Source organism: Kothea flammea (assembly GCF_052161645.1).
In the GTDB taxonomy this organism is placed as follows: Bacteria; Planctomycetota; Planctomycetia; order Pirellulales; family Pirellulaceae; genus Laterigemmans.
In genome coordinates, this window is record NZ_CP197414.1 from 4,758,288 (window position 1) to 4,783,026 (window position 24,739).

The 24,739-nt window shown below is 54.6% G+C and carries 15 protein-coding genes; 5 read left to right on the forward strand and 10 right to left on the reverse strand.

The genetic code is table 11. The features are described 5' to 3' along the window. Positions 1 to 9 precede the first annotated feature (9 nt). The 5 genes from SH139x_RS17840 (at position 10) to SH139x_RS17860 (ending at position 9,168) form a co-directional block, all read left to right on the forward strand. A complete protein-coding gene (locus SH139x_RS17840) occupies positions 10 to 774 on the forward strand; it encodes a 3-keto-disaccharide hydrolase (RefSeq protein ID WP_488351130.1) in 765 nt (254 codons plus the stop codon). A 123-nt stretch (positions 775 to 897) separates the two neighbouring features. Further along, positions 898 to 4,842, forward strand: a complete 3,945-nt coding sequence (locus SH139x_RS17845) for a serine/threonine protein kinase (RefSeq protein ID WP_488351131.1) — start codon at positions 898 to 900, stop codon at positions 4,840 to 4,842. Between the two features lie 207 nt (positions 4,843 to 5,049). Then, positions 5,050 to 6,291 (forward strand): ABC transporter permease, encoded by a 1,242-nt coding sequence (locus SH139x_RS17850; protein ID WP_488351132.1) that lies wholly within the window; start codon positions 5,050 to 5,052, stop codon positions 6,289 to 6,291. A gap of 111 nt (positions 6,292 to 6,402) precedes the next feature. Beyond that, positions 6,403 to 7,392, forward strand: a complete 990-nt coding sequence (locus SH139x_RS17855; protein WP_488351133.1) for a hypothetical protein — start codon at positions 6,403 to 6,405, stop codon at positions 7,390 to 7,392. A gap of 39 nt (positions 7,393 to 7,431) precedes the next feature. After that, complete coding sequence (locus tag SH139x_RS17860; RefSeq protein WP_488351134.1) at positions 7,432 to 9,168, forward strand: amidase; 1,737 nt, start codon at positions 7,432 to 7,434, stop codon at positions 9,166 to 9,168. A gap of 46 nt (positions 9,169 to 9,214) precedes the next feature. Here the strand turns inward: SH139x_RS17860 and SH139x_RS17865 are convergent, their stop codons facing one another. The 10 genes from SH139x_RS17865 to SH139x_RS17910 form a co-directional block, all read right to left on the reverse strand. Beyond that, on the reverse strand, positions 9,215 to 11,566 hold the full coding sequence (locus SH139x_RS17865; protein WP_488351135.1) for a dockerin type I domain-containing protein: 2,352 nt from the start codon (positions 11,564 to 11,566) through the stop codon (positions 9,215 to 9,217). Then, positions 11,559 to 14,624 (reverse strand): protein kinase domain-containing protein, encoded by a 3,066-nt coding sequence (locus SH139x_RS17870; protein ID WP_488351136.1) that lies wholly within the window; start codon positions 14,622 to 14,624, stop codon positions 11,559 to 11,561. The genes SH139x_RS17865 and SH139x_RS17870 overlap by 8 nt, the downstream gene beginning before the upstream one ends. Next, positions 14,621 to 15,229: an RNA polymerase sigma factor gene (locus SH139x_RS17875; RefSeq protein ID WP_488351137.1), complete on the reverse strand. Its 609-nt coding sequence runs from the start codon at positions 15,227 to 15,229 to the stop codon at positions 14,621 to 14,623. The genes SH139x_RS17870 and SH139x_RS17875 overlap by 4 nt, the downstream gene beginning before the upstream one ends. Positions 15,230 to 15,307: 78 nt before the next feature. Further along, positions 15,308 to 16,372 (reverse strand): dockerin type I domain-containing protein, encoded by a 1,065-nt coding sequence (locus SH139x_RS17880; protein ID WP_488351138.1) that lies wholly within the window; start codon positions 16,370 to 16,372, stop codon positions 15,308 to 15,310. A 234-nt stretch (positions 16,373 to 16,606) separates the two neighbouring features. Continuing rightward, the gene (locus tag SH139x_RS17885; protein ID WP_488351139.1) at positions 16,607 to 17,623 is read right to left on the reverse strand and encodes a phosphotransferase; all 1,017 of its coding nucleotides are present in this window, start codon (positions 17,621 to 17,623) and stop codon (positions 16,607 to 16,609) included. Next, complete coding sequence (locus tag SH139x_RS17890; RefSeq protein WP_488351140.1) at positions 17,610 to 18,980, reverse strand: phosphotransferase; 1,371 nt, start codon at positions 18,978 to 18,980, stop codon at positions 17,610 to 17,612. The genes SH139x_RS17885 and SH139x_RS17890 overlap by 14 nt, the downstream gene beginning before the upstream one ends. After that, the gene (locus SH139x_RS17895; protein ID WP_488351141.1) at positions 18,958 to 20,835 is read right to left on the reverse strand and encodes an ABC transporter ATP-binding protein; all 1,878 of its coding nucleotides are present in this window, start codon (positions 20,833 to 20,835) and stop codon (positions 18,958 to 18,960) included. The genes SH139x_RS17890 and SH139x_RS17895 overlap by 23 nt, the downstream gene beginning before the upstream one ends. Continuing rightward, a complete protein-coding gene (locus tag SH139x_RS17900; protein WP_488351142.1) occupies positions 20,816 to 22,036 on the reverse strand; it encodes a glycosyltransferase family 4 protein in 1,221 nt (406 codons plus the stop codon). The genes SH139x_RS17895 and SH139x_RS17900 overlap by 20 nt, the downstream gene beginning before the upstream one ends. A 4-nt stretch (positions 22,037 to 22,040) precedes the next feature. Then, positions 22,041 to 23,339, reverse strand: coding sequence for a glycosyltransferase family 4 protein (locus tag SH139x_RS17905; protein ID WP_488351143.1), 1,299 nt, complete (start codon positions 23,337 to 23,339; stop codon positions 22,041 to 22,043). 88 nt (positions 23,340 to 23,427) lie between these two features. Next, positions 23,428 to 24,714 (reverse strand): glycosyltransferase family protein, encoded by a 1,287-nt coding sequence (locus SH139x_RS17910; protein ID WP_488351144.1) that lies wholly within the window; start codon positions 24,712 to 24,714, stop codon positions 23,428 to 23,430. Positions 24,715 to 24,739 lie beyond the last annotated feature (25 nt).

The window sequence follows — 24,739 nt, forward strand, 5'->3', positions numbered from 1 at the left end:
GTAACTCCCATGCAACAAACGTTACTCGATCATATTGTGATACACAAATTCCTGAGACTGTGTGTGTGGGCCACGTTGTTATGGGCACCGGCGACGACTGCCGTGGCCGAGGAATTTACGCAACTGTTCGATGGCAATTCGTTTGACGGTTGGGAACATAAAGGAAACTGGGAGATTGTCGACGGAGCGTTTTATCGGGCCCGATCCGGCGGTCCGCTGACCTATACTGTTCGTGAAGTGCCCGAAGACTTCGAACTTCGCTTTGATTGGAAGGTATCAGCCGGATGTAACAGCGGCGTTTATTATCGTCCTGGCCAGGTCGAATATCAAATCCTGGATAACGCGGGGAGTCCCTACGGAGAGAACCCTCGTCAATCGGCAGCCGCCTTGTTTTTTTGCATGGCGCCCTCACGCGATGCCACGCGTCCGGTTGGCCAGTGGAATACGGCAAGGATTATCTGCCAAGGCACCGTGATCCAGCACTGGCTCAACGGCCAACGCGTACTCGATTTTGACTACGCCGATGCAAAGTGGGCTGAGATGGTTGAGTTGCTGGCAATTCGCGGTGGCGATTTAACGGGGCGCGGCGGGCAACTGTGGTTGCAAGATCATGGACAGCCTGTTTGGTTTCGCAACCTCCGTTGGCGCGAGATTTCAGACAACGAGACTCTTACCGCCGCCGCTGATTTTATGCCCCTGCCAATTCCACCCGCTGCGTTGCAAAAAGAAGCAGCTCGCGTGCGAGCAATGCTGGAGAAGCAGGCAAAAGAGTAAGCAACCAGCCTTCACCCTGTTGATTACGAGGGCTCCTCAACGCTACCCTAACACAACCGCTCATACTGCGGGTCGCGAAAAGGAATCCAATGATCATCAGCACCGCCGAGTGGCTTGCCAGCAATGAATTCACCAGCCGACGATGATTCGCAGCCCTCAGACTCTGCTCCGCACGACCCGCTGGAAACTCACTTCAGTGGCACAAATCAGGACGAAACTTCTCCCAGTTTCAAAACGGAAGGCCCACAGCTAGAGAAAACACTTGGCGATGCCAAGCAACCGCCGGAGCTGATTGATCCAACGGTCTATGGGAGCTTGGCCAGCCCAGGCAAGCCACTCGATATCCCCGCCCTTGTTGGCCGCTATTTCATTATTGAACCGCTGGGAACCGGCGGGATGGGGCAAGTCTTTCTGGCGGAGCAACGGGTGCCGGTCAAGCGTTTTGTGGCGCTCAAGTTAATCAAACCGGGCATGGATAGCCGCGAGGTTTTAAAGCGATTTGATGCGGAGCGACAAGCCCTTGCGCTCATGGATCACCCCTCGATCGCCAAAATTTTGGACGCTGGTGACACAGCCGATGGACGTCCCTACTTTGCCATGGAGCTAGTTAGTGGTAAGCCGCTCACTGACTACTGTGACGAACACCGTTTGAACCTCCGGCAGCGGTTGGATCTCTTTGTCCAAGTGTGTGATGCCGTCCAACATGCACATCAAAAAGGTGTCTTGCATCGGGATCTCAAACCCTCCAATATCCTAGTCGCAACGGTGGATGGTCGTGCCATTCCCAAAGTGATCGATTTTGGTTTGGCGAAAGCTTTGCAGACGGTACCGGGGCATTTGGATCAAGGTGTAACGACGAAAATTGGTCAAGTTCTGGGAACACTCAAATATATGAGCCCCGAGCAGGCCAATTTAGATGAAGTCGACATCGACACCCGCACAGACATCTACGCGTTGGGTGTCATCCTCTATGAATTGCTAACTGGCACGACACCGCTTGATGACGCCAGCATCCGTGGCCGGGCGTTGGTAAAATTGCTGGAGATCGTTCGCACAAATGAACCGCTAAAACCCAGCAGCAGGCTACTTTCCAGCGGACAAGCAAGGACACTACAGGAGAAAACTGACGATCAAGCGATTTCGAAGAAGGTTACTGAGGCCAGAAGCACTGATATCCGACGTTTGCGGCAAGTGCTGCTCGGTGATCTCGATTGGATTGCCATGAAAGCCATCGAGAATGACCGCCGCAGACGTTATCAAACGGCTGCTGGATTCGCCGATGATGTGCGGCGTTTTTTGACAGACCAACCGGTGCTGGCCCGTCCGCCCTCGTTCCTCTACTGGATGCACAAGTCGATCCGCCGACACCGACTTGCGGCGGCCAGCTTAGCATTAATCGTGGTCTGTTTGGGGGCCGCTATTTTTGGACTCGCCTATGGCTTCAATCGCTCTCGGGCGTTGGCGCAGGTTGAGCGTCGAGCGCGTTTGCTTTCGGAAAGTCAACGGGAATTTGAGCAAGCCTTCTTACCGCGGAAATATCAACTAGCCGAATTTGCGTACGAGGACATCGAGGCGCTGAGTCCATTGCTTGATTCAATTGGCAACATCGCAACGGAGCCCGCCCAGCTTGCAAAGACCGAATTGCTGCGGACTTACGGCATGGCCATTCGCACTCGAATCGAAAACAGTCAAGCAACTCAAGCGGAACTGCGAGCTGCCAGCCGGGAGTTACAGCAATTCGCAACGTTACTCGATAGCGCCCCTGACGCCTCCTTAAACAATCAGTTAAATGACCTTCGCACGGCCCTGCGACGCAGATTAACCAATTGGCAAACTGCCAACAGACTGGACGCAATACCGGCTGCTACCTCGCTCATGATTGCAGAGGACTTGGCAGAGTATGTCGGTACTCGGCTAAGCTTTGATTTGAATGTAGAAGACCTGGAGGCCTTGTCATCCTTTGAGCTTGCTTTATGGGAAAACGACACAACCGGCTACACCTTACGCGTCGCCACCAGCGGTGCTAACGAGGCACGGTCAGAAGGCGCCCCGTCTACCCTGACATTTGCCGAGTCGATGCGAACAGAGTCTGCTTTGACATTTTCGCTTAGCCGGGGCTCTGAGATACTGGCGATTGAGAAATTGCGGGTGCCGCTGGCGGCTACTTGGCGAGTCATGGGAGAAATCGACGCGGGGCGGATTGTGTTTCAAGTCAACGGACAATCGCTGGCAATTCGCGACATCTTTGCGGCTGACTCTCAGGGTTCCACGGTGCGTCTCCGCGGGTCAGCACAGCTCTCACCGACAGCGGTGCACTTTGAAGTGAAACAACGGCCAGAGGTTCCCTCGCCAATCGAAACGGCCGACTTCCTGTTTTTGGCCAAAGAGCAGGCGACGGCGGCGGGTATTTACGCTCAATCTGAGGCGTTGGAAGCCCAGTTCAAGCTCGCACTGTGTCGTGTCGAACAAGCGGATCGCACCAATGCTCGGCAGATATTTGCTGAGATTTTTCAAGCACCGCGTCCCGCAACGGATGACGAAGCAATTTGGCACTTGCTGTCCGGAATGTGGTTGTACAGCCTGGAGCTTGATGCTCGCAATTACGAGAACAAACAAGACATCTTAAATCGGTTGATTGCGACCTACCCGGGGAGTCTGTCGCAATACCTCCCACTGGTGCCGTTGCGTTTGAAAACAAGATTGCTAGCCGATTTGAGGAAAGATGGACCAAGGTGGGCGATCGCTTTGCAAACGGAGACCGATATTCTGCCTTTGCGATTTGCCGTGAACATGGACGCCGGGAACATGGACGCCGGGAACTCAGCCGAGTTGTCGCGACGGGCGAGGGCGACCGAATGGCGCCTCGCCGATGCGCTGCGAGCTACCGGTCGTTTGGCGGAGGCCGAAGAAATCCTTCTGAGTTTACTAAGAGCCACCGAAGACCGGCCTGCGGATACACCTCGCGAACGCGTGGCGTTAATCGGCGATCTTGTTTGGCTTTATATTCGCCAAGAAAAAATTGCTGAAGCGACTCGACTTATTGAAAACCAGGTCGACTTGAGTGTGCCAAATTTACCGATCGAGCAAGCACCGTTGCTGACGGAACACGCACGGATTGATTTGCTCAGCGGTGATCTCGCTGCGGCAAAAACGCGGATGGATAGATTCTTCGCTCTCGCCCAACCGGCAATCGACAGCACATCAACGGATGAGGCTGTCGGGCGGCAGTCCTTTCCGCTGCCCCACGCCGCATTCTCGGACGCCTGCTTGGTGGCCGGCTTGATCGCTAGCGATATGGGACAACAGCAAGAAGCCAATTCATTGTGGGGACGGGGATTGCGAAAGAATTGGAAATTTTGGAGCGAGGATAAACAAGACGCCTTCGGCTACGGTCACCAATTGGTAGATTTCCAAACCTCGCTGACCCACGAAGCAATCCTCCATTCATTGACCGGAGAGTCAAGGTTGGTGGACCTGCAAGAAAATTTGCGAGCCGAACTGGCTGGCAAGCGAGGCGGACGCAACGATATCTTTATGTTAACCCAGGTCTTTGGATACGACATGAAGATGCTTTCCACAATTGTCAAAGGCATGTTTGATGTACCCGAAATCGGTAAACCCTGGCGGCGGCAGATGATTTTGCGAAATGTAGGATTTAAGGATTACTTCCTGCGCCCCATGCCGCTGTTGATGTACCGCTTTGTGCGACTCCAGTTTCTCGCAAATGCTACTTTGTCGGCCGCCATTGAACGGGAAGGATTTGAAGTTTGTCAAGAATTGGTGGCAATGTACGACAATGGACAATTAACGGAAACTACTGATTTCCCCACCATTCTATATTTTATCATTGGTCCATTCTCAGCGAATTCGATTCATACCATCGAACAAAGGTATCCCCCACGCCTTGTTGGAGGGCTAGCATATCTGGCGTTCAAAAAAGCTGAACTGCTCAACAATCTAAAGTCCGAGGAAGCTCGGGGATGTCTGCGAGCGATTGCGGCCCTCGAGGGGATGCCACAAAACATGGCGAAAGAAGTTCGCGATTACGTTGCGGTGGAAGAGGAGTGACGTGATAAATGTGAGGCTTGCTAAGGGAGACTGCCCTGCCGAACAATGTAACGAACGCTGAGAGATGCTGAGTACAACGGCGACACAACGCTGGCAAAACGTTGGCAAAACGGGCACGGGGACTGGGGCGAGCCTAACAAACCGTGCCGCAGTGGGTTAGAATCGGGATGTCGCCTTAATTTGCACTCGTAATCGAAGTTTTTCGCCGTGACCTTTCTAATCTCCATCCGCATTGCGCTTCGCTCACTGGCCGGCAATAAACTGCGAGCCATCCTGACTGTGTTGGGGATCGTGATTGGCATTGCCGCCGTAACGGCGATGGTTTCGATCGGGCAAAGTGCCACGCTGTTGGTTCAACAGCAGTTCAACTCGTTGGGCACCAATGTGATCGTGGTCCTGCCGGAGGCGGTGGAAAGTGGAGGAGTGCGGGGGGGACCCGCCTTGACGCTGACGGCGGGCGATTCAGCGGCGATGGTCGAAGAATGCCCCGGCGTCTTGGCCTCATCACCGCTGGTCGGTGCCGGTGGTCAACTGATTTATGGCAATAGCAATTGGAGTCCACGTGAAATGTTTGGCGTGGGGCCGCAATATTTGACCGTCCGTAATAGCCAGGTTTCTCGGGGTGGATTCTTCACCGAGCGTGATATCAGCAGTGCCGCCAAAGTATGTGTGATTGGCCAAACGGTCGTTGCCAAGTTGTTTCAAACGACCAATCCCATCAACGAGAAAATTCGCATTAACAACATCCCGATGCGTGTCATTGGCGTTTTGGAAGAAAAGGGGGCGAACATGGTTGGCGAAGATCAAGACGATGTGGTGCTATTGCCATACACAACCGTGCGGAAACGATTGCAAGGCTCGGGTTTTGATAACGTCGACGCGATCATGGCTTCGGCCCGCTCCAGCGAACGGATGAATGAGGCGACCGCGATGATCGAACAATTACTTGCCGATCGCCATCAGATTCGCCCCGGAGAAGCTGCTGATTTTCAAGTGCAAAACATGACTGAAATTGCCGACATCGTCAGCGTCGTGACAACGGCGCTAACGATGATGCTGGCTTCCATCGCGGGCATATCACTGTTGGTAGGTGGCGTCGGGATCATGAATATCATGTTGGTCTCGGTCACTGAGCGGACGCGTGAAATTGGGATTCGCATGGCACTCGGCGCTCGCTCACGCGACATTCTACGGCAATTTCTCATCGAATCCGCGCTGCTCAGTGCCGTGGGGGGCGCTATCGGCTTTATGATTGGCGTGGGCGGCTCGGTGGGGGTGACGATGTTGATTAATCATTTCAGCAGCGGGTCAGACTGGCCGATCGTGGTCTCTTTGCCGGCCGCCGGGTTGGCTGTCGGTTTCGCGTCGGTGGTCGGTATTTTCTTTGGCTACTATCCAGCCTTACGTGCGAGCAAAATGAGCCCCATCGAGGCGTTGCGGCACGAGTAAACATGTTAGCTCCACTCTCGCTCTCAAACCTTTTTTCAGTTTGCCCGCCGCAACTGTGATTATCATGGAACGAATTGCGAAACAGACTGCTTTTCTGGAAGGGCTGAATTGATGAGATATTCGCTTGGATTCTTTGGCCTGCTGGTCGGAGCCGTGGTATGTGCCCCGGTCAACGCTCAGTTTTCGCCTCGTGCCGGCTTCAGTTTGCGAAGTCCGCTGCTGGATATTGATGTCGGCCCGATGGTCGGGATGCCATTTCCCGGGTCAGGCTTGGGGTTTGCCGGCGGGCGTTTTCCCATTCCCGCTTATCCACCGCAATTCGCCGGTCCAGCCGGCTTTCCGCTGCCGTTACCCGGTTATTTGCCACCTTTTCCGGGCGATTTTCCGCCCCCAGGCTTCGCGGTGCCCCGAGGTTTCCGGCCTGCCTATGCGGACAGTAGAAGAGGTTTGGGACGCGTCGATGTTTATGTGCCCGGTCCCAGCGCCTTTGGGCCGATCGTCCCCATCCGCCCTTATGATCCGCTGGAAAGTCGGCCCCCCGCACCCGCTTTCGATGTGCCTAGTTTCGACCAAGTCTTTCCCGGACAAGCCGATATCGAAAGCCTCAAACCGCAAGCCGACCAACAATTTGAAAATGGCGGCCCGGCTGGCTCGCAGCCCACCGACTTGCTGACTCAACTGGCGCAATTGCAACAGGTCCTCGGTAATGATCAAGCGGCGGAGGCCTGGATTGAATATTTGCAGATCGAGAAACTGCGGCAACTAGCTCGCCGATTATCTGGCAGCCAGCGGCTCGATGCGCTTACCGGAAACGCGGCGATCGCCGAAGAAGCGGCCGATTTTCTCTTGCCCTTTGATGCGGTAGTCGCTTCCGAGGGACTCGATTGGCTCAGCGCCGACCCCAGTTTCCAAACCGTGCGTCAGACGCTTAAGCGGCTGGTTGGCGAACAACCAGGCGAAACCGGCGACGAAGTTCCGCAAACGCGGGAGCCCACACCCGAAGCGTTGGAGGAGCTGCCCGCCCCAGCACCCGATCGTGTGGATGCACCCGATCGTGGAGCTGCACCGCCTGTCAAACGTGTGTATCGTGGAGAGGCTTAAGGGAATTTCATTTTTTCATCTTGAACGAAGGCATCGTGCGTGGCTGCTCCGCATTCGACGGTTTCCCGTCGCTCAGTAATCGGGTTAATGGCTGGCTTGGGGTTGGCATCAACCCCTTTTTCTCGAGCTTTGGCAGTGGAAGCCGAGCGTGGCAAATTGGACGCCACGGCGATCGCCCAGGCGGAATGGATCAGCGGCATCACGCTCGAGCCGGAGCAGCGCGAGGAACTCGTCCGCTCGCTGGAACGGTTGCAAGCGGAACTGGAGCAAATTCGCGCCGTTGAGATCGACGCGGACGTCAGCCCTTCGCAACACTTCATGAACTGGAGTGATGCTTACCAGCGGCACACGCCCTTTCGCACACCTCAAGAAGCCAATCAAGTTACCGCCAGTTATGTCGACCCCCGCGACTTTCCCACCAATGACGTCGACATCGCCTACGCACCGATTCGCGTTTTGGCCGCCATGCTGCGGGAAAAAGAAGTTTCCTCCCTGGAGTTAACGCGGCTGTTCCTCGATCGTCTGGAGCGGTTTGGTCCGGTGCTCAACTGCGTTGTCACGCTCACCCCCGAACTTGCGATCCAACAGGCCCGCCGCGCCGACCGCGACTTGGCTGCCGGTCGTGATCGCGGACCACTGCACGGCGTACCCTGGGGGGCAAAGGACTTAATAGCGGTCGACGGATACCCGACCACTTGGGGTTGCGAGCGTTTTCGCGAGCAGTTGCGTCCGGAAACGGCCACCGTGGCCAATCGGCTGGCCGACGCTGGCGCGGTGCTGGTCGCAAAACTTTCCCTCGGCGCGATTGCCATGGGCGACAATTGGTTCGGTGGCAAAACTTTGAATCCGTGGGATTTGTCGCAAGGATCGAGCGGTTCCTCAGCCGGCTCTGCAGCCGCAGCCACAGCCGGGTTGGTGCCGTTTGCCCTCGGCAGCGAAACTTTAGGCTCGATCGTTTCCCCCTCACGTCGTTGTGGCACGACTGGTCTGCGGCCCACCTTTGGACGCGTTTCACGAGCTGGTTGCATGCCGCTGGCTTGGTCTTTTGACAAGATCGGTCCACTTTGTCGCGACGTGGAGGATGCGGCTTACGTGTTCGCCGCCATTCATGGAGCGGATGGCCGCGACCCAACCGCCACAACGCATCCCTTCGCTTGGCCCTACCAGGGAACACTCAGCGAGCTGCGCGTCGGTTACACGGGCGACGAAGCCGACCGTGAGGAATTGAGCGTGCTACGCGAATTAGGCGTCCAGTTGGTACCGATCTCGTTGCCGGACGAATTGCCTGTCGGCGCCCTAACGATGATGCTCGAAGTGGAATCGGCGAGCATGTTCTACGAAGCTTGGAAAGATGGCGATGAGGAAGGCCTCTTTCGCTGGCCGCGGACTTGGCAAACCGCAGCGTTCATATCCGGCATTGATTACGTTCGCGCGTCACGAGTCCGCACAATGGTGATGCAAGAGATGGAAACCGCGATGCGGCAAGTTGACATGTATGTCGGTGGCAATGATTTGGTGCTGACCAATTTAACCGGGCACCCAACAGTCGTCATGCCATATCGTCGCAGCGTGGACGAACAGGCTGCGGAACCTGAGGAGAGAGCGGAAGATGAGTCAGCATCGCCCGCGGAGCAGGCCGCGGGCGACGAGCCCAGCCAACCGCGATCGATTACCTTCAGCGGACGCTTGCATGATGAAACCAGATTGCTTGCCTTAGCAGCCGCTTTTCAGAACAAGAAGGGCGATCACTTGCCGCGACCACCTCAATTTTCGTGAACAATTTACCAGTTTGCCCAAAAACTTTATCTTCAAACCTCACCTGCTACGGATTGCGATTCAACCAATTAATGACTCGCAGAGCGTCAATGGCGGTCACAGTACGATCGCCGTTGACATCTAAATAGCCAGAGAAGTTATTTGGATACGAAACGGACCCGTTGCGGTTGAGGTAGTTGATAACAATCAAAGCATCCAGTGGCGAAACGATCAAATCTCCATTGACATCTTGAGGGTTGAGGGGATTGGTCGGCAACAGTGTGTTCAACCAAAAGCCACCGTCCGGTAGTAACAGGGGCGGCAGCGTAGGTGGATCGGGAAGTGGTGGCGGCACATCAATGCCAACGACAGTGGTTTGTCCAGTTTGAGTTCCATCCGGAAAACAGAAATCTCCCCCCACCTCACACTCAAACAGCGGTTCATCATCAAGCGAGGCGATCAATGGACCAACTGGTCTGGAGGGAAACAAGGCGTCCAAGGAAACGGCAACGTCTGGTAACGCTGTGGCATTCGCCACCAAAGTCAACTGAATAAAATAAGTTCCCGCCTCCATCAACAGGCCCGGAAGCGTTCGCAACTCACCAATTTTGACAGCTGTGGAGTTCCATAACGTGTGCGATTCGTCGAAAATCCGCAGCACGACTGACGTGGATGGCGAGAGTTCCGCATCTGGCAACACAGTTTCCGCGGCTAAATGAAAACTCGCCAGTTGGGTTTCGGCCACATAGAAGGTTCGCTCATTAACCGGCTGCTCCTCATGCAACACAACATCGACTAACTCTCTGACTGGAATGTCAACTTTCCGAACCTCGACAGTCAGCGAAAAGTTGCCCTCGCGAAACTCGGCGGCAACATCGGCTCCAGAGAGGAACAGCAAATATCTATCGTCGGGCTGGGGGTTATCGAGCAGCAGTTGTGTTAGCCCACTGCCACTCGCGACAACCCGTGCACCCGCATCTCTACCGCGATGATCGAGAATCCGAACAGAAGGCACCAAGCCACGATAATCTAAACTCTGAATATCGACGGTCAAGCTGCCGGCGACCGGCAGCTCATCCGGCAAGTCAAGACGAAACGAGTCAATATCATCAAGACTGGAAATGGTTCCGACGGTCGCGTATTTAAGCCTCAACTCCGATTCAACGACTAGCGGCAATGGCACCGCTCCAACCCCATCATCGTCCTGGTGCCCATCATCATCTCCCAGTCCACTGAAAAATGAGTCGCGGAGGTGATAAGAAAAGCCGTCTTCCGTTTGCTCATTGCTCTGATACCACTGAAAAGCCCTCAACGCCCACGGCACAATATCATCCTGTGAGCTTTGCAACTGTTCAGGTAGGCCGACAAAAATTGCGTAGGTACCAATACTCTGCTGCCCAGACGCGGTCGCTGAAATTCGCAAGAAGTATTCTTCCCGAAAGTCGCCTTGCTCCGGCTGAACCAACAACCAATCCTGTGTCGAATCCACGATGCCACTCGCCAAAATATTGCCGTCACGATCAACAAGTTGGACATCCAATTCGGCGACGCTAAAACCACTGGTTTGAATCGCGAAACCGACAGCACCATCATAGTCCTCGGCTACTTCAACCTCGTAGTAGTCAATGTCCTCGCTTGTCGTTAAGTCGCCAAACTGGATCCACTGTTGAGTACCATTGAAGTCTTCGACCGAACCTTCATCCAAATCATGCCCTTCGATATCCGAAGCTTTGTCAATTTGATCATTTGCTCGCTCCGTGTCGCTAATGTCGGCCCTCCGAGCACCATGCAATGCTTGCAGCAGCGCGATATCGGTGGCGAGTGGATCAGTACTAACAAATGGTCCTTGAGGGTGCATCGGCGACAGCGGATCATCGTTATGCGTAAGCCCGAGCGCATGCCCTAACTCGTGGATCGCCGCGCTCCGCAATTCTTGCACGCTCGACCACTCTTGCGCCGTGTTAAACACGATATCGCCAGCCCAAGTACCGACCGCCCGCATATCGCCACTAATTGCACTTGCCCAAATAGAATCGGGAAGATCAAAGCCGAAAACTCGGATGTCGCCGAACCGTTCGTCACCTCGCCAAGGCCCCAGCGTTCCCGCCGGCGTTCCATCATCGGGAACAATGCCGACGTCGATCGACGCGTGTGGCACCCAAACCTGAATCGCCTCGCGGAGCACCTGTTCGACAACTCCGTCACCAAAACGTGGCTGGAAAACTTCATGCAATTTGGACTGACGAAAGCCGACTTGTGTGCCATCGGACGCAACGCTCATCGTAAAGCTGCCGGCGCCGAAGATATCCAGTCCCTCGCTGTCAAAGACCCATCGCGACTCCAACTTCTCCAACGCACAATGCCGCAACAAGAATTGCCGCGACGAAAGCTTTCGACGAGATAGTCTTTTCTTACTCATGTTCCATCGCCAAATCGATCGTTGCAAATGCCTGTTGAAGTAAAGCAAAGTCTGGCTGAGTTCGCAGCCAATCAAGGTCATGGTCTGTTTCCGCCAATTGTCTCAATCTCGCTTCGCTCCTGACAGCCCGGGAGTACCAATCAATGGCCAGGTCACGCAACGCTCCCTCGGTCGTCTCTCGCACACTCTGCTCCAACTCCCCGCTGCGCAAGCCGGCCAAAAGGCTATACCCACAAGCGAGTTGATACTGGACAAGAGGAACCTGGGGATTTAATTGCTCCGCGGCACGCAGATCGGCGAGCGCTTTACCCATGCGTTCCTCCCGCGCGTGCAAGACGGCTCGCCCTGAGTAGTACTCCGGCAGAGGCTTCCCCATGGTAATCAGCTCGTCCAAAACTTCGACTGCTTCTTGGGTTTGATTGAGCGATTCACCCAGCACGTGGGCAAGATTTTGCCGAGCAATTCGTGAATTCGGAAAGCGAGCCAGGCATGCACGAAAGTACTGTTCTGCTTTGTGAGCATCGGATCGCAAAGCAAGCAAGCCTAGCTGCAACCAATCGGCTTCACTAACGGGTGCGATTTTGACGGCCATGCTAAAATCGCCCTTGGCCGCTTCCACGTTGCCCAGGCGTTTACGGATGGAGGCGCGGGTGTAATACCCCATCACGCGTTTCCAGCCCAAGTCGATCGCTGCTGTTAACTCAGCCTCGGCCTTATCAAACTGCCCCAATTGTTTCTGCACCTGGGCCAGGTTGAAGCGTGTCTCCATCAGTGCGGGTTGCTGACTTTTGACGATGGCAAAATCCTCTGCCGCTTCCTCCCAGCGTTCCGCCTTCATGCGACAAATCCCCCGATAAAACCTCGCAATTGACAAATCAGGAGAGATCGCCAAGGCATATGTATACGCCTCCGCAGCATCGGCCCATTGTTGGAGTTGCAGAAAACTATGACCGACAAATAACCAACGAGCAAAATCGCCATCAGCCAAGTCTGCCCCACGACGATGCCGGACAATGACATCGGTATAATCGCCAGCTAAGTACGCTTCATACAATTTGGGAAGTCGCAATTTAGCAGTGTTCGCCGAGTGAAAGCTCGCCAGCACGGGTGGCAGTTGCCAACCGGCCACACCGCCTTGCACCTCCGGCCCGGAACCTCGCGACGGTTCCTGGCCTGCCCGGCCACTGAGCTGAAAGAGTCGCGTGTATGTCAATAATTGTAAACGCGCTGCGGGCGATAACCGCTCATTGAGCCGCTCCGCGAAAAAAGGCTGAGGCGCTAGCCTGCCTAAAATCTCAGCAATTCGCCGCGTATCACGGAGGACTTCACCGCGTAGTTCACTGTATTCCCGCGCGGCGGAAACACGTGGAAGGGCCGCTGCCAATTCGACTTGTAACGCCCGCTGGTCTAACTCTAAAGCCAGCAAACGCTTCGAATCCCGCTGACGTATTCCCCAGATCGACATCAGCAAGATTAACACCGTTGCCATTGCAAGAATCGACCCGACCGATGTTGCCTGCGGATGTCGCCGACGCCATTTGCGACACCTCTCCAGCAAACTTGGCTCGGGCTGGTGCACCAAGGGTCGATGATGCACATGAGCATACAAATCCTCATACAACTCGGTCGCGGTTGAATAACGCTCCTCGCGATCCGCGACCACACACTTGGCCACGATCGCCGCCATGGCTGGAGTCACTTTTGGATTCTCAGTTCTCAACATCCGCCGAAAATTCGCCGCCGTCACTGCGGATAACTCTCGCTTTCCAGGTCGGCGTCGTGCCAACAGTTCAAACAGCACCACCCCCAAAGCAAAGATGTCCGCGCGACCGTCGAGACGGCAATCGTGTTTACCGTTCAGTAGCTCGACATGCTCGGGTGCCATATATCCTGGCGTGCCACCAATCAAGACTGGATTACCTTCGGCGATGGTTCCTTCGACTTGATTCCCTCGCTCTAACAAAGGTTCCTGTGCCACATTAAAGTCCAACAAACGTGGCTGGCCATCGGCAGCCAATAACACGTTAGCCGGTTTAATATCGCAATGAATAATCCCCAAGCGGTGTGCATGCTCAAGCGCGTTGGCCAATTGGGCTCCGATCCAGGCGACGCTTTCGACGTAATCCAAACTGGACAATTCACGCGCCGTCGACGTTCGCTCTTGGATTTCAGTGCTGGCTGAAGTAACCTCTAAACGAACATTCTCACTCACTGCCCCACGGCGACGAGTCTCCCCAGCCTCGCTCGATAAGTCACGAGTTTCTGCGGTAGTCTGCGAGTTCCGCATTGCCGTGTCTAAGTGAGACTGCCGCTCTCGCAACTTAGTGAGCAACGATTTCCCATCGGAAAGCAAGTCGACTTTCGTCGGTGCCGTTGGCCGGCTGTGCGTTGCGCCGCTGAAACCCACGGACTGTACGACATCCTCTGGTTGCTCCGACAACAAGTCGGCAAGCGTCGTGTTGCCAAGATAGGGCATGCAGACGCCAAACAAGTTACCCGCTTGATGAACCGAATAGATCGGCACAATGGCTGAATGCTGCAAACGAGCCAGCCATTGCGATTCGCGAGTCTTCCGCGCAGTAATCTTCAACGCCACGAGACGATTCGCCATGCCCGTCTGACGTGCCAAAAACACACGGGCGAAGGCGCCTTCGCCCAGGTCGGCAAGCAAGTCAAAATCCTCCCAGGAACCAGGCGCCGTGGGTAATGATTTACGTACCTCCCTGGCTGCCTCTCCGTGAACGCTCCAGGTCGCTCCCAAACGCTGTCGCTCAAACTCTAAAATGCTGCGTGCGGAATCCTGAAACTCTATTCCTGGAAACTGGCCAAGTGCAGATTCCACCGATACAAGGCTTCCCGCCTGAAACTTATACTCCATCCAGACCCGCAGCAGCTCAACATAAACATCAACTGGCAAGACGCTCTGATTCACGGCTTGCCAATTACTGACGAATTCAACCAAGTCAAGCTGATCCACACCGCTTCGATTGACACATTCCTCAAATCCATCGAGCACGGAGTCGAGCGTACGAATTGCCGCCTGGCCGGAGGAGTTCATTCAGACGCTCCGTCAAGCTCACTCATCATCGCGCTGCGAAATGCTTGCAAGACACGCTCCACCGTGCGTTTGCTCCGCTGGACGCGTTGTGCGATCTCTTGCATCTCATACCCTTCGATCCGCAAGCGAATGATCGTCTGACTTGCAGCCGGAAGCTTTGAGACAACTTCATCAATTGACATCTGCAAAAAGCGTTTAGCCATCTCGGCCTCCGTTCCGTTGCCAGCAATCTCCTGACCTGCGGCCAAAGCGGCTGTCTTTTGCACGTCGCGTTTGCCAGCGCGATGGAACGCACCTTGGCTGCGAAGTTTATTTAGCGCAATCACCAACAGCAGCTTCCACAACTCCTCTCCCTCAGGCACATCATACTGCCCAGCCGACGCCCGCCGAAAAAACGTTCGAAAGACCGACTGGACAATATCCTCGGGATCAACACGAGTCGCCAAGTCGGCCGGAGTTTTCTGACGAGCAAGCTGAATCAAACGTTCCGCGTAACGAACATACAAATTGTACGCCGCGTCTTCGTCCGAGCCGCTGTGCATCCTGCGCAGCAACGAGCGATCACTTTCGTCGACACCTGATTCGTCGTCTCCTGGCCGCATCATTTCTGTTAACACCTCAAGCCCCCGTCGTTATCGCAATCGCCCGAAGGTAAACGTTGATACGACGAACGATTCACACTGCTAGTCATGGTCCGTGACTCTTCGGAAGGTACCCGCAGCGGTACCAACCCGAATCACCGAGTCCTCCGCTAACTGCGGAAACTCAGCTGGCATGACTAATTCGTCGGCATCACGAGGAGCAGTGGAAAACTTTAATTTGGCCTTCCCTCGATCATCGACTGTCAACGTTCCCACCATCACGCCATCAACGGAAACGCCCAACGACTCGCCGGGATTCCCCCGCTCTATTTCGACCTCGAACTCACGAACCATCACCCCACGGCGCAGATCAATCTCGTATTCCGCCGAAGGCAAAATACCGCCAGTTTGACTGAACGACGCCGACAACTCCAGCGAATTGCCACGATCATCATCGCTCTCATCGCCTGGGCGATCATCATCTTCGTCGTCTTGCCCGCTTGAATCTTGCCCGCCAGAATGCTCGCTCCCCAGCATTGTATCTATGATTCCATCAATCACAAAGCGGTCGCCAACCTGGAGTCCGTCAAAGTCAATCGGCAGTTGACCACGCCGCTCGCGATCATCACCCTGACTTAATGCTAACTCACCCCGCCCCCGGGAATCGACCTCCAATATTCCCAGAGCCAGATCATTAAGAAAGACTTCGTAACTCGTGCTCGCTTCAGCATCGCGAAGCCGAACATTTAGTTCAGCGTCTCCATCTTCGCCTTCAAATTCAATTCTACCACGAATGCCCGCAGCACCTACGAAGTACGCTTCGCGAACTTGACCAACCGGCAAAGCCGTCTCTGGGGTCACTGACGACCGATTCAAACCATTGACGATTTGTAATGCATCCAACGGAGTGACTCGAGTGTCATCATTGACATCGAGCATTCCTCGTCGATTCGCCGAATCGTCCGCCCGATCTGAATCAGGGTTTTGGTCGTTGATAAAATTGATCACCATCAGTGCGTCTAACGGGGTAACACGCGCATCATCGTTGACGTCTTGCGGCGCAAGAAAATTGTGGGATACATCGCCCGCCATCATTTGGCGACGCTCCAATGATTCCATCCGCAGCCCTTGACGTTTGGCTGAATGCTGCCTTCGAATACTGATCATTTATACAGTTCCCAAGTGGATGCGATCTCAAAAACAAGTAATGCGGCGTTGCATCGCCCTCCTGAAAACTAGAGCGGCGTTAATAACTGGCGTCCGCCAAAATTTGCTGAAAACTCGCCCGGAAAACAGCAGCCCCCCGCAATGGCACATAGAAAACAAGGGAACCGCGAGCAAAATCAGGCAGGAGAATAAAGGGGCGGGGCACAGCAGCGATTGCTGCATCCGCGCGATCCGTTAGCAACCGTCCACGGCATGTAGACCCGTTTCAACGACATCAAACAGGTTTTCAGTCGTTTGAACGCGATCTGGAAAGCGGACGCTGAGGGCCGCCAATCTCGCCAAGGAGACCAATGTCCAGAAACGAAGCTCGCGGCACGACACCTCCGTAGAATGCTGCAAAAAACGCTCCGCAAACGCGAGTTCCGCCATCTGACAAACATGCTGAAGCGTTGGCCTGCGGATCGACAACTCGCGCAGATGGGCGAGATAGTTTCCCGCATCCAAGCCGGGTGGCCCTAGACACGCGAGGTCGAGATCCAACAAGGCGACTTTTCCTGTTGGCAGCAGCAAGATCTGATCAAAATAAAAATCGCGATGAATAAGACATGTGTGCCGGCTACTCACTTGGCTCGCGTAGCGTTGCATGCGATGCCAAATCCCATGGCAACGGTTTGACCATTGCGGATGATCGTCGGCAAATTGACCATAAATCTTACTTAAGATCGCCAACTCGGTGTCGACCGTGTGATCTTTGGCGATCGGTAGACAGACCCGATGAAGATCGCAAATCGCATCAGCCACACAAGCGTGATCTCTCGCGAGCGTGTCTGCATCAGGTTCCGCGAGTTCGCCGGCGAGATACTCGATTAACACCATGTTCCAACCAGCGATCTCACCCCAAACTCTCGGCACAACTGCAGTCGTCTCAGTAACCCTGCCGAGATCTCCGATTCCGTGATTCCGTAAATGATTTGTCAGTGGTCGCAGCGATTTATCGCTTCCTTTGAAACGCACTTTCCCGAGAACCCGCACCACTTCACCAGTGGAGACGCGACAATCGTAGGAAACGAGGCAACGCTTCCCCGGCTTCAGCCGATGCAGGCTGGCTTCGACAACTTCTAGAGAGCGCCATGGTCCAGCCGAACAACAAAGCGCACGCGACAATGCACTCGTGGCCGCTTGAGTGTCAAGGCACTCCGCTAACCACGCTGGATGATTTACCCCAACTAATTGCATTTCAGTCCAAATCATCGATGTCACTCGAGAAATGGCCCTTGGGTCGCTCACCGGTGACCACGGCATTCGCTTGCTCCAACAACGCCTCAATGCCGGCTTGCCAATCGGGCATTGCGTTGCGGAACGGATGCATGGCACAGCGGAGGAGAGCCGCGGCCAACTGTGCCTGATATCGTTCTTCATCGAATCGAAGAAAGACGCGACGATAGCCAGCGAGAAAGGATTCACTCACAGCTTGCAAGCGCGGAAATCCAAAATCACCAGCCCGTTCGCGCCAGTGCAGTTGCGCCACAAAATTAGCAACGTCGCGGTAGCGATCGTCCGGTCCGACTTGATCAAAGTCAATAAAGTGTACGTCGCCTTGGTCGACCAATATCTGCTTGGCATAAAAGTCCCCATGACAAAGGGTGGTTTCTCCCCGTGTTGATTCGAGTCGGTGAAGAACTCGCGTGACAATCTCAGCCGTGCGAACACTCAATGCCGGTGATAACACGCGCATGGTGTCGGCTAATTCCGTCAACCGCTCGGGACGAATAGCGACGATTCGCGACCATGAACTAGCGAGCGGTTGTTGATGCAGTTGGGCCAACTCACTGCCGACCAGCTCTGCAATATCATGCACACCACCACTACCGGCAAGCAGTACGGTCAAGGATGTACCGGGAAGATAGTCCAAGCAAACCGCCCGGTATCGCTCGCACACATGCATCAATTTAGGCGAGGGCAATCTGGAGTCCGCCAACAGTTGCAGGCGCTTGACGGCATCGGCGAATCTATCTGCAGAGTGGAATTTAATCGTTCGTTCGAAGCCTTCACTATCGCGCAAACCGGCCACGAATCGCCTCTCGGGTTTATAAGCCAAGGACCGCATCGCCTGCAGCCGCCAGCCGTGTTTACCTCCAACGACGCGTCGCAACACGCGATTCTGAGCTTGCGGATCATAGACTTTCCGCACCGCGTCTAAACGCGGGTCAAGTGGAAAACGCAGGAGAATGAGCTGCAGCATCGGATCGGCTAACCACGAGAGACAATTCCCGGACAACCGTTGAAGTATTTGTTGCTGCTTCAGAAACCCTTCTTTGGTAAGCGCCTTGGCAACCAGCAAGCCTTCTTGCTGTGTCGCCCTAGCAGGCGATGCCGATTCTCGTACCGAGTTGCCCGTGGGCATCAATCGATGTACCGTTAGGCACCTTCGCCGCGGCTTGTAGCGAATATACTGCAACAGAATTTGCCGATCTGCGGTCGAACCCAGGCGTGACGGTTCGTTGGCCAGTACAGCGGCTATTTGTTTCCCCTGAAGGCACTGCGATAAACCGATTAGCGGTCGATCTTCCCAAACCATCGCTGGCTCAGCAACGGACATGATTGACATCGCTCGATCCTCCCCGCTTGACTGTTTCCCGAAATAATTCGCCACCCGCGTTGTCGTGCTTCAGCACCTCTTCGGGTGCCCCAAAAATCACTGATTGGCATCCGTCAAGCAATAAAACTTTATCACATACTTGCGCCAGATTCATATCGTGGGTGACGATTAAGGTAGTACGATGGCGCGAAACTTGAATGATTGCTTCGCGAACCGCACGTCTACTTTTGGGATCAAGACTACTGGTCGGTTCATCGAGCAACAGAATCGGCGTTTGACGCAAAACGGCCTGTGCAAGTACGATCCGTTGTTGTTGCCCCTTGGAAAGATTGCTCCCTTGCTCGCCAACAAACGTCGACAACCCTTGCCGCGCGTGCTCGAGGAACTCCGAACAAGTCGCCAACTCCAAAGCTTGCAACAATTCCTGATCCGACGCCGTCGCGTTACATAACCTCAAATTATCCTCAATCGTGCCGCAAAACAAAACATTCTCCTGCAGAACGATAGCGATCTGCTCGCGGAGAGACTGTACCTGCCAGTCGCGGATATCAACACCGTCGATGCGAATCGAACCGCGCTGAGGGTCATCAAGTCGCATGAACAGTGATAATAGCGTCGATTTGCCAATCCCAGAGGGACCCACAATCGCCACTCGTTCACCAGCGGCAATCTGCAGTGAAAGGTTTTGCAGAATCGGTGCCTCGGGGTCGTATCCGTATGTGACGTTGACTAAATCGAGATGTCCCTTAAGTTTCGGCGCCGGCTTCGCTTCCGCACGATCAACAATTCCGACGGGTGTGTTGAGAATCTCGGTGATCCGGTCCCCCGCGGCGGCCGCCTTTGAAATCCTGGCCACATACTTGGCAAAACCTTGCAAGGGTCGAAAGCCACGTTTCAGGTAAGCCAAATAGACAATCAAACCACCGGCGGTGAGCGTCCCCTCCAGCACAAACCGGGTGCCTTGCCAGAGCACCAACGCGGACGCAATGGCGATCATCACATCCACCGAGCGTTCCAACCCGGCCGTCAGCCGACCTGTCTTGACGCCATCCCGCAGAGAGTTCTGATTCTGCGAGGTAAAATCGCGTGAAAATCGCCCCCCCACACCGAGTGCCTGCACCGTCCTGACAGCGGCCATCGATTCAGCGGCGGTCGAGGCTAATTGACTCTCATGTTGTCGCTGTCGACGCGAGGCACTATGAATCTTTCGCGTGCTTCGAAAAGTGATCAAGCCGCATACCGGTATTACGCCGATCACCATAAACCCCAACTGCCAATTAAGATACAACATGTATCCAAACATCCCCACGAGGACGAGCGCGCTGGAAAGTAATGGAAGGGCGGCATTCACCGCCACCTCTTTCAGCATGTTCATGTCACTGACAAGTCTTAACGTGAGGTCTCCATTTCGAGATTTCCCATGAAAAGATACGGGTAAGACTTGCAGATGCTCATAAACGCGGGCCCGCAGATCGCTGACTACATGATTACCACTCAAAGAAAAAATGATACTCTTCCAGTACTCGGCCGCCGCTCGCAGTCCAGAAACAGCAATCAAACTTAGGGCACACAGGCTAGTAGCCAACCAAGTAGATTCGTTCCACCGCGGACTCTCGGCGGAGCCAGCGGCTGTCGACAACTGGGAACTATCGCCACCTGGATCCAACTCTGCAATCGGGAAGAGAATATGATCGACCACGTATTGCAATGGCCAAGGCTCGACAATTTTTAACACGATACTAGCGGCCAGGCAAAAGCAGGCGAAAACCAGTCGTTTCCATTGAGCAAGCAGACTCGGCAGCAAATACCCCACAAGCCGCTCGGGCCTTTGCTGCGATCCCAAATCAGCACTCTTTACGGACATGAGCAGCCCCTTTCGTAATGCGTTCGCCCACTGGATACGCTTCTACCGTTGCCATAATCCGCTTCAAAACCTGGTTCCAGTCAAAACACTGAACCGCCTTCTCACGCGCCCGGCATGAAATGGACTGCCGAGCCGCTGGATGGTCGATGAGATACTGCAAAGCGACTTGCAATTGTTGGATATCGCCCGCATCGACTAACAGGCCGTCGACGCCGTCTTCAATGATCTCAGGGATTTGACCAATGCGACTTGCCACCACTGGAATCCCCCCAGCCATATACTCAAACACCTTCAATGGTGAAAAATAAAAGCCATCCAGCTGCGGATAGGGGGCAACCGCGATATCAAACTGGGCCAGGCACGTAGGTATATCTGACGCTTTCACGGTGCCGATCCAAACGATGGCGTCGTCAATCCCAAGCTCCGAGGCGAGTTGCACAAGTGACGCTCGCATAGGTCCGTCGCCAACGATCATCAAACGCGTTTGCGGACGCTGTTGATGCACCCCGGCGAATGCGCGAACCAGTAGATCGACTCCGTGCCAAGGTTTCAATGTGCCCACAAATCCGATCGTAATCTCGTTTGTGCAATCCCGCTGATTTGGTGAGTGTTGTAAAAACCTCTCAACATTGACTCCATTGGGAATCACATGTACCGGCAATTGGCTGCCCCCAATCGACCTGACATATTGGGCAACCTCAGCGGAAACGGCCACGATGCTGGTGGCCGCCGAGAAGACGTCCGCTTCGATTTGACAAGCCAGCGGCTTGTTTATCAAACTTCTATGGCGTTGCTGCTCCATGATCAAAGGAGCATTCACCTCGATAATACAAGGCACACCCCGATCTGAGGCATGTCGACAGCCGACATTGCTCCAGAGCGAGTAACGCTCGTAGATCAAGTCGAAATCGTGACGCGCGAACATTGCCGTCGCGATCGCTCCGGCAACCTGCTGGGCCAGCACTTCACGCTCCCCCGCTGTAGCGCTTGCTGGCGGCGTTGCAAGCGATTCAAGGTCACCAGAACAGATCTCCAGGCCATCGAAATCATCTGGTGCGGGGCCACCCAACTTAGCAGCGAACAGTGAGACATCATGTCCCCTCGCCAGACAGGCGCGAATGATCTCTTGAGCATGAATTGAGGCCCCCTTCGCTCCAAATACCGGAATTCCAAGATCGGCACACACATAAGCGATACGCATCAGACTAGCTCGATACTTGGAATAGAGGCTCGCTCGACAACGACTCAGGCTGATTTGCTGAGTCGCCCACAGACGAGCCTTGAAACAGCCGGGTGGCGTGCGAGCAAAACAGCTGCCGCTGGATTTCAGCGTTTGTTATCGCATTGAATTGTTCCTGGATGAGCCTATTGGCGTTCGTTGCCAACCGAACTCTAAGAGCCGCGTCGTCCAAACATCGAGTCAGTGCATCAGCCAGTGCGACAGCATCGCGCTGCGGAATCAACAACCCCGTTTCCCCGTCGCGGACCAGCTCGGGAATCCCAGTGACATTCGTGGAAATACAGGGCGTGCCTAAGGCCATCGCTTCAAGCAATACCGTGGGCAATCCGTCGCGGTTTCCATCGCTGCCATCAACGCAAGGTGCCGCCAGCACCGACGCCGAGCGTATCATCTGTTTGACAATTGCTTGAGGCTGAGCACCCACGAACTTGACGTAATGGTGCAGAGCCAACTGGTCGATGCAAGTGCGCAGCTGCGACTCACATTCCCCCGATCCGACCAAAAGACACTGAAAGTTGACATCGCGGTCTACAAGCAAGCGGCAGGCTCGCAAGAGCACATCAAAACCTTTCTTCTCCACGAATCGCCCGACGGCTAAAACCGTCCGCGAACGCTTGTCTGGTCTGGAAAAGGGAAAGTCGTTGAGGTGAATGCCATTATAAAGCAGGTTAATCCGGTCGGCAGCTTGTGGAAAGCGTTGACTTAGGTGGGCGACATTATACTTTGAAACCGTCAACACCCGGTTGGCGTCTGCCAGTTTCTCCCCCAGTTCCACCTCGCAGACCTCTTCGTGAAAGATGTCTTTCGCATGCGCGGTAATGCTGTACGGTAAGCCAGTGAGTTTCGACGCGATCCGAGTAACAGTCGCCGCACTGGAAGCAAAATGGGCATGCAGGTGCGAAATCCCTCGCTCACGCACGAACCTCGCCAATCGGAATCCACAATAAACATCAAGCGTTGTGCAATTGCCAATTGCCGCGATCGCCTCCGTGAGATCGCTTGCATCGCGAGCGGCTCCCGCAACTGCTTTCCATAGCTCCTCCGCCCGTACACTGCCATTGGAAAGATAGGTCAATGGAGACTTGACCTTGGAAATCAAGTCCTGAAAGTGTGTGTCGGATGGTGGTCGCAGAGAAAAAATCTCCAATGGCAACCCAACTGCTTCATGGGCAAGAATCTCATTGACCACGAACGTTTCGGAGAATCGCGGGTAGCGTTTCACCACGTAAGCTACTTTCGCTGGCGTGACTGTATCTTTAATCATTTTCATCCAGGGGGTGATGGGTGACCACTCGAATATGTCTGGGGCGTACCGTTGGTGGGAGTTGAGGCGGCAGAGTTATCCTGCGGGGTTATATGGCAACTTCGCTGCTGCACCCCGATGACACTTGGCGCTCGATTGCGGCTAGACCACCAAGGTCCGTGCAGCCGAGTTTCGGTACGGGAACATCGCTGGTCTCGAGCCATTGGCGAATGGCTGCCGCCGAAAGGTCGACTGGATGGCAATAGCTGGCAATCCCAGCTGCCGCCAAACGCTCTGCTCGCACCAACTGTTCTTCGCGGGGCCGCACGCGGGGGACGATCAAGGCCGGTTTCTGAAAAGAAAGAACGCTAGCCACCGTGTTGTATCCCCCCATGCAGACAACACGATCTGCTGACTCGATATAAGCGTCCGCCTCGACTAGCGAGTCGATGATCGAGAATTGCCCATCAGACGGACAATGTTGGTACAGTGACTGGATCTGTGCTTCGGGCATAAATGGTCCCGTGATCACAATCCCGCGCCACCCGGTGGGCACGCCAGCTTGGAGGAAATTCGCCGCTAACTCGAAGCCATCCTGCCCGCCTCCGACGACGCAAAGCACGAGCTGCTCCTGATTGTTACGGGTGAACATTGCCCGCTGCCGTCGCAGTCCCGCCTGCGGCCTCAAACGCTGACGTTGGTCCAGGTATCCGACATAACTTAGCTTACTTCTTGTAGACTCTGGAAAGTTATACTCGGCACAACAATCAAAGAGGGCGGCATCACCATATACCCAAACTTCATCGAAATACTGTTCAATAATTTGATCGTTATTCTGTTCTCGCCACTCCCGGCGTGATGCCTGTGGCGCATCAAGAATATCGCGCAATCCCAGCACGCAGCGAGTCTCAAATCGACGCCGAACCATACGCAGCGTCCTTAGTAACTCGTCGCAAATTCCTTGCGGCAACTTATCGACAACGAAAATATCAGGCTGGAAAGCCAATAAGGTCGAAGCAATAACGCGGGAACGTAACTGAGTGGTTTCCTGCAGAGACCAAGGAAAGTATTTCGCCGCATACTGCCCGTCGCTACCCTTTCGCAACGCCGGCAGGGTGACGCAGTCGAGCCCAGCTTGTTCGGCGAAAAAGGCCGCATCGCGATTTCCGGCTATCAACAAAGTCTCGGCCGATATAGGATCCGAGGATAAATGGCCGGCGATCAAGATGTTGCGGCGAATGTGCCCCATGCCCATGGTATCATGCGAATAGAACGCAATGCGTGGTTTTTTCTTCTTCATTCGACTATTGACATCTTCGGGAGGGAAAACTGGCAACAAATCTCGCTCGCGATTCCGGTTGCCGACACGCACCAAGATCGAAGTGTCATGATTCATCGCGTTCATCTTTATGCTCACTTGT

Bases quoted from the DNA above. Each gene is read 5' to 3' on its own strand.
- SH139x_RS17840 (WP_488351130.1), top strand. From the start codon at position 10: ATGCAACAAACGTTACTCGATCATATTGTGATACACAAATTCCTGAGA.
- SH139x_RS17845 (WP_488351131.1), top strand. From the start codon at position 898: ATGAATTCACCAGCCGACGATGATTCGCAGCCCTCAGACTCTGCTCCG.
- SH139x_RS17855 (WP_488351133.1), top strand. From the start codon at position 6,403: ATGAGATATTCGCTTGGATTCTTTGGCCTGCTGGTCGGAGCCGTGGTA.
- SH139x_RS17865 (WP_488351135.1), bottom strand. From the start codon at position 11,566: ATGAGTAAGAAAAGACTATCTCGTCGAAAGCTTTCGTCGCGGCAATTC.
- SH139x_RS17870 (WP_488351136.1), bottom strand. From the start codon at position 14,624: ATGAACTCCTCCGGCCAGGCGGCAATTCGTACGCTCGACTCCGTGCTC.
- SH139x_RS17875 (WP_488351137.1), bottom strand. From the start codon at position 15,229: ATGATGCGGCCAGGAGACGACGAATCAGGTGTCGACGAAAGTGATCGC.
- SH139x_RS17880 (WP_488351138.1), bottom strand. From the start codon at position 16,372: ATGATCAGTATTCGAAGGCAGCATTCAGCCAAACGTCAAGGGCTGCGG.
- SH139x_RS17885 (WP_488351139.1), bottom strand. From the start codon at position 17,623: ATGATTTGGACTGAAATGCAATTAGTTGGGGTAAATCATCCAGCGTGG.
- SH139x_RS17890 (WP_488351140.1), bottom strand. From the start codon at position 18,980: ATGTCAATCATGTCCGTTGCTGAGCCAGCGATGGTTTGGGAAGATCGA.
- SH139x_RS17895 (WP_488351141.1), bottom strand. From the start codon at position 20,835: ATGTCCGTAAAGAGTGCTGATTTGGGATCGCAGCAAAGGCCCGAGCGG.
- SH139x_RS17900 (WP_488351142.1), bottom strand. From the start codon at position 22,036: ATGCGTATCGCTTATGTGTGTGCCGATCTTGGAATTCCGGTATTTGGA.
- SH139x_RS17905 (WP_488351143.1), bottom strand. From the start codon at position 23,339: ATGATTAAAGATACAGTCACGCCAGCGAAAGTAGCTTACGTGGTGAAA.
- SH139x_RS17910 (WP_488351144.1), bottom strand. From the start codon at position 24,714: ATGAATCATGACACTTCGATCTTGGTGCGTGTCGGCAACCGGAATCGC.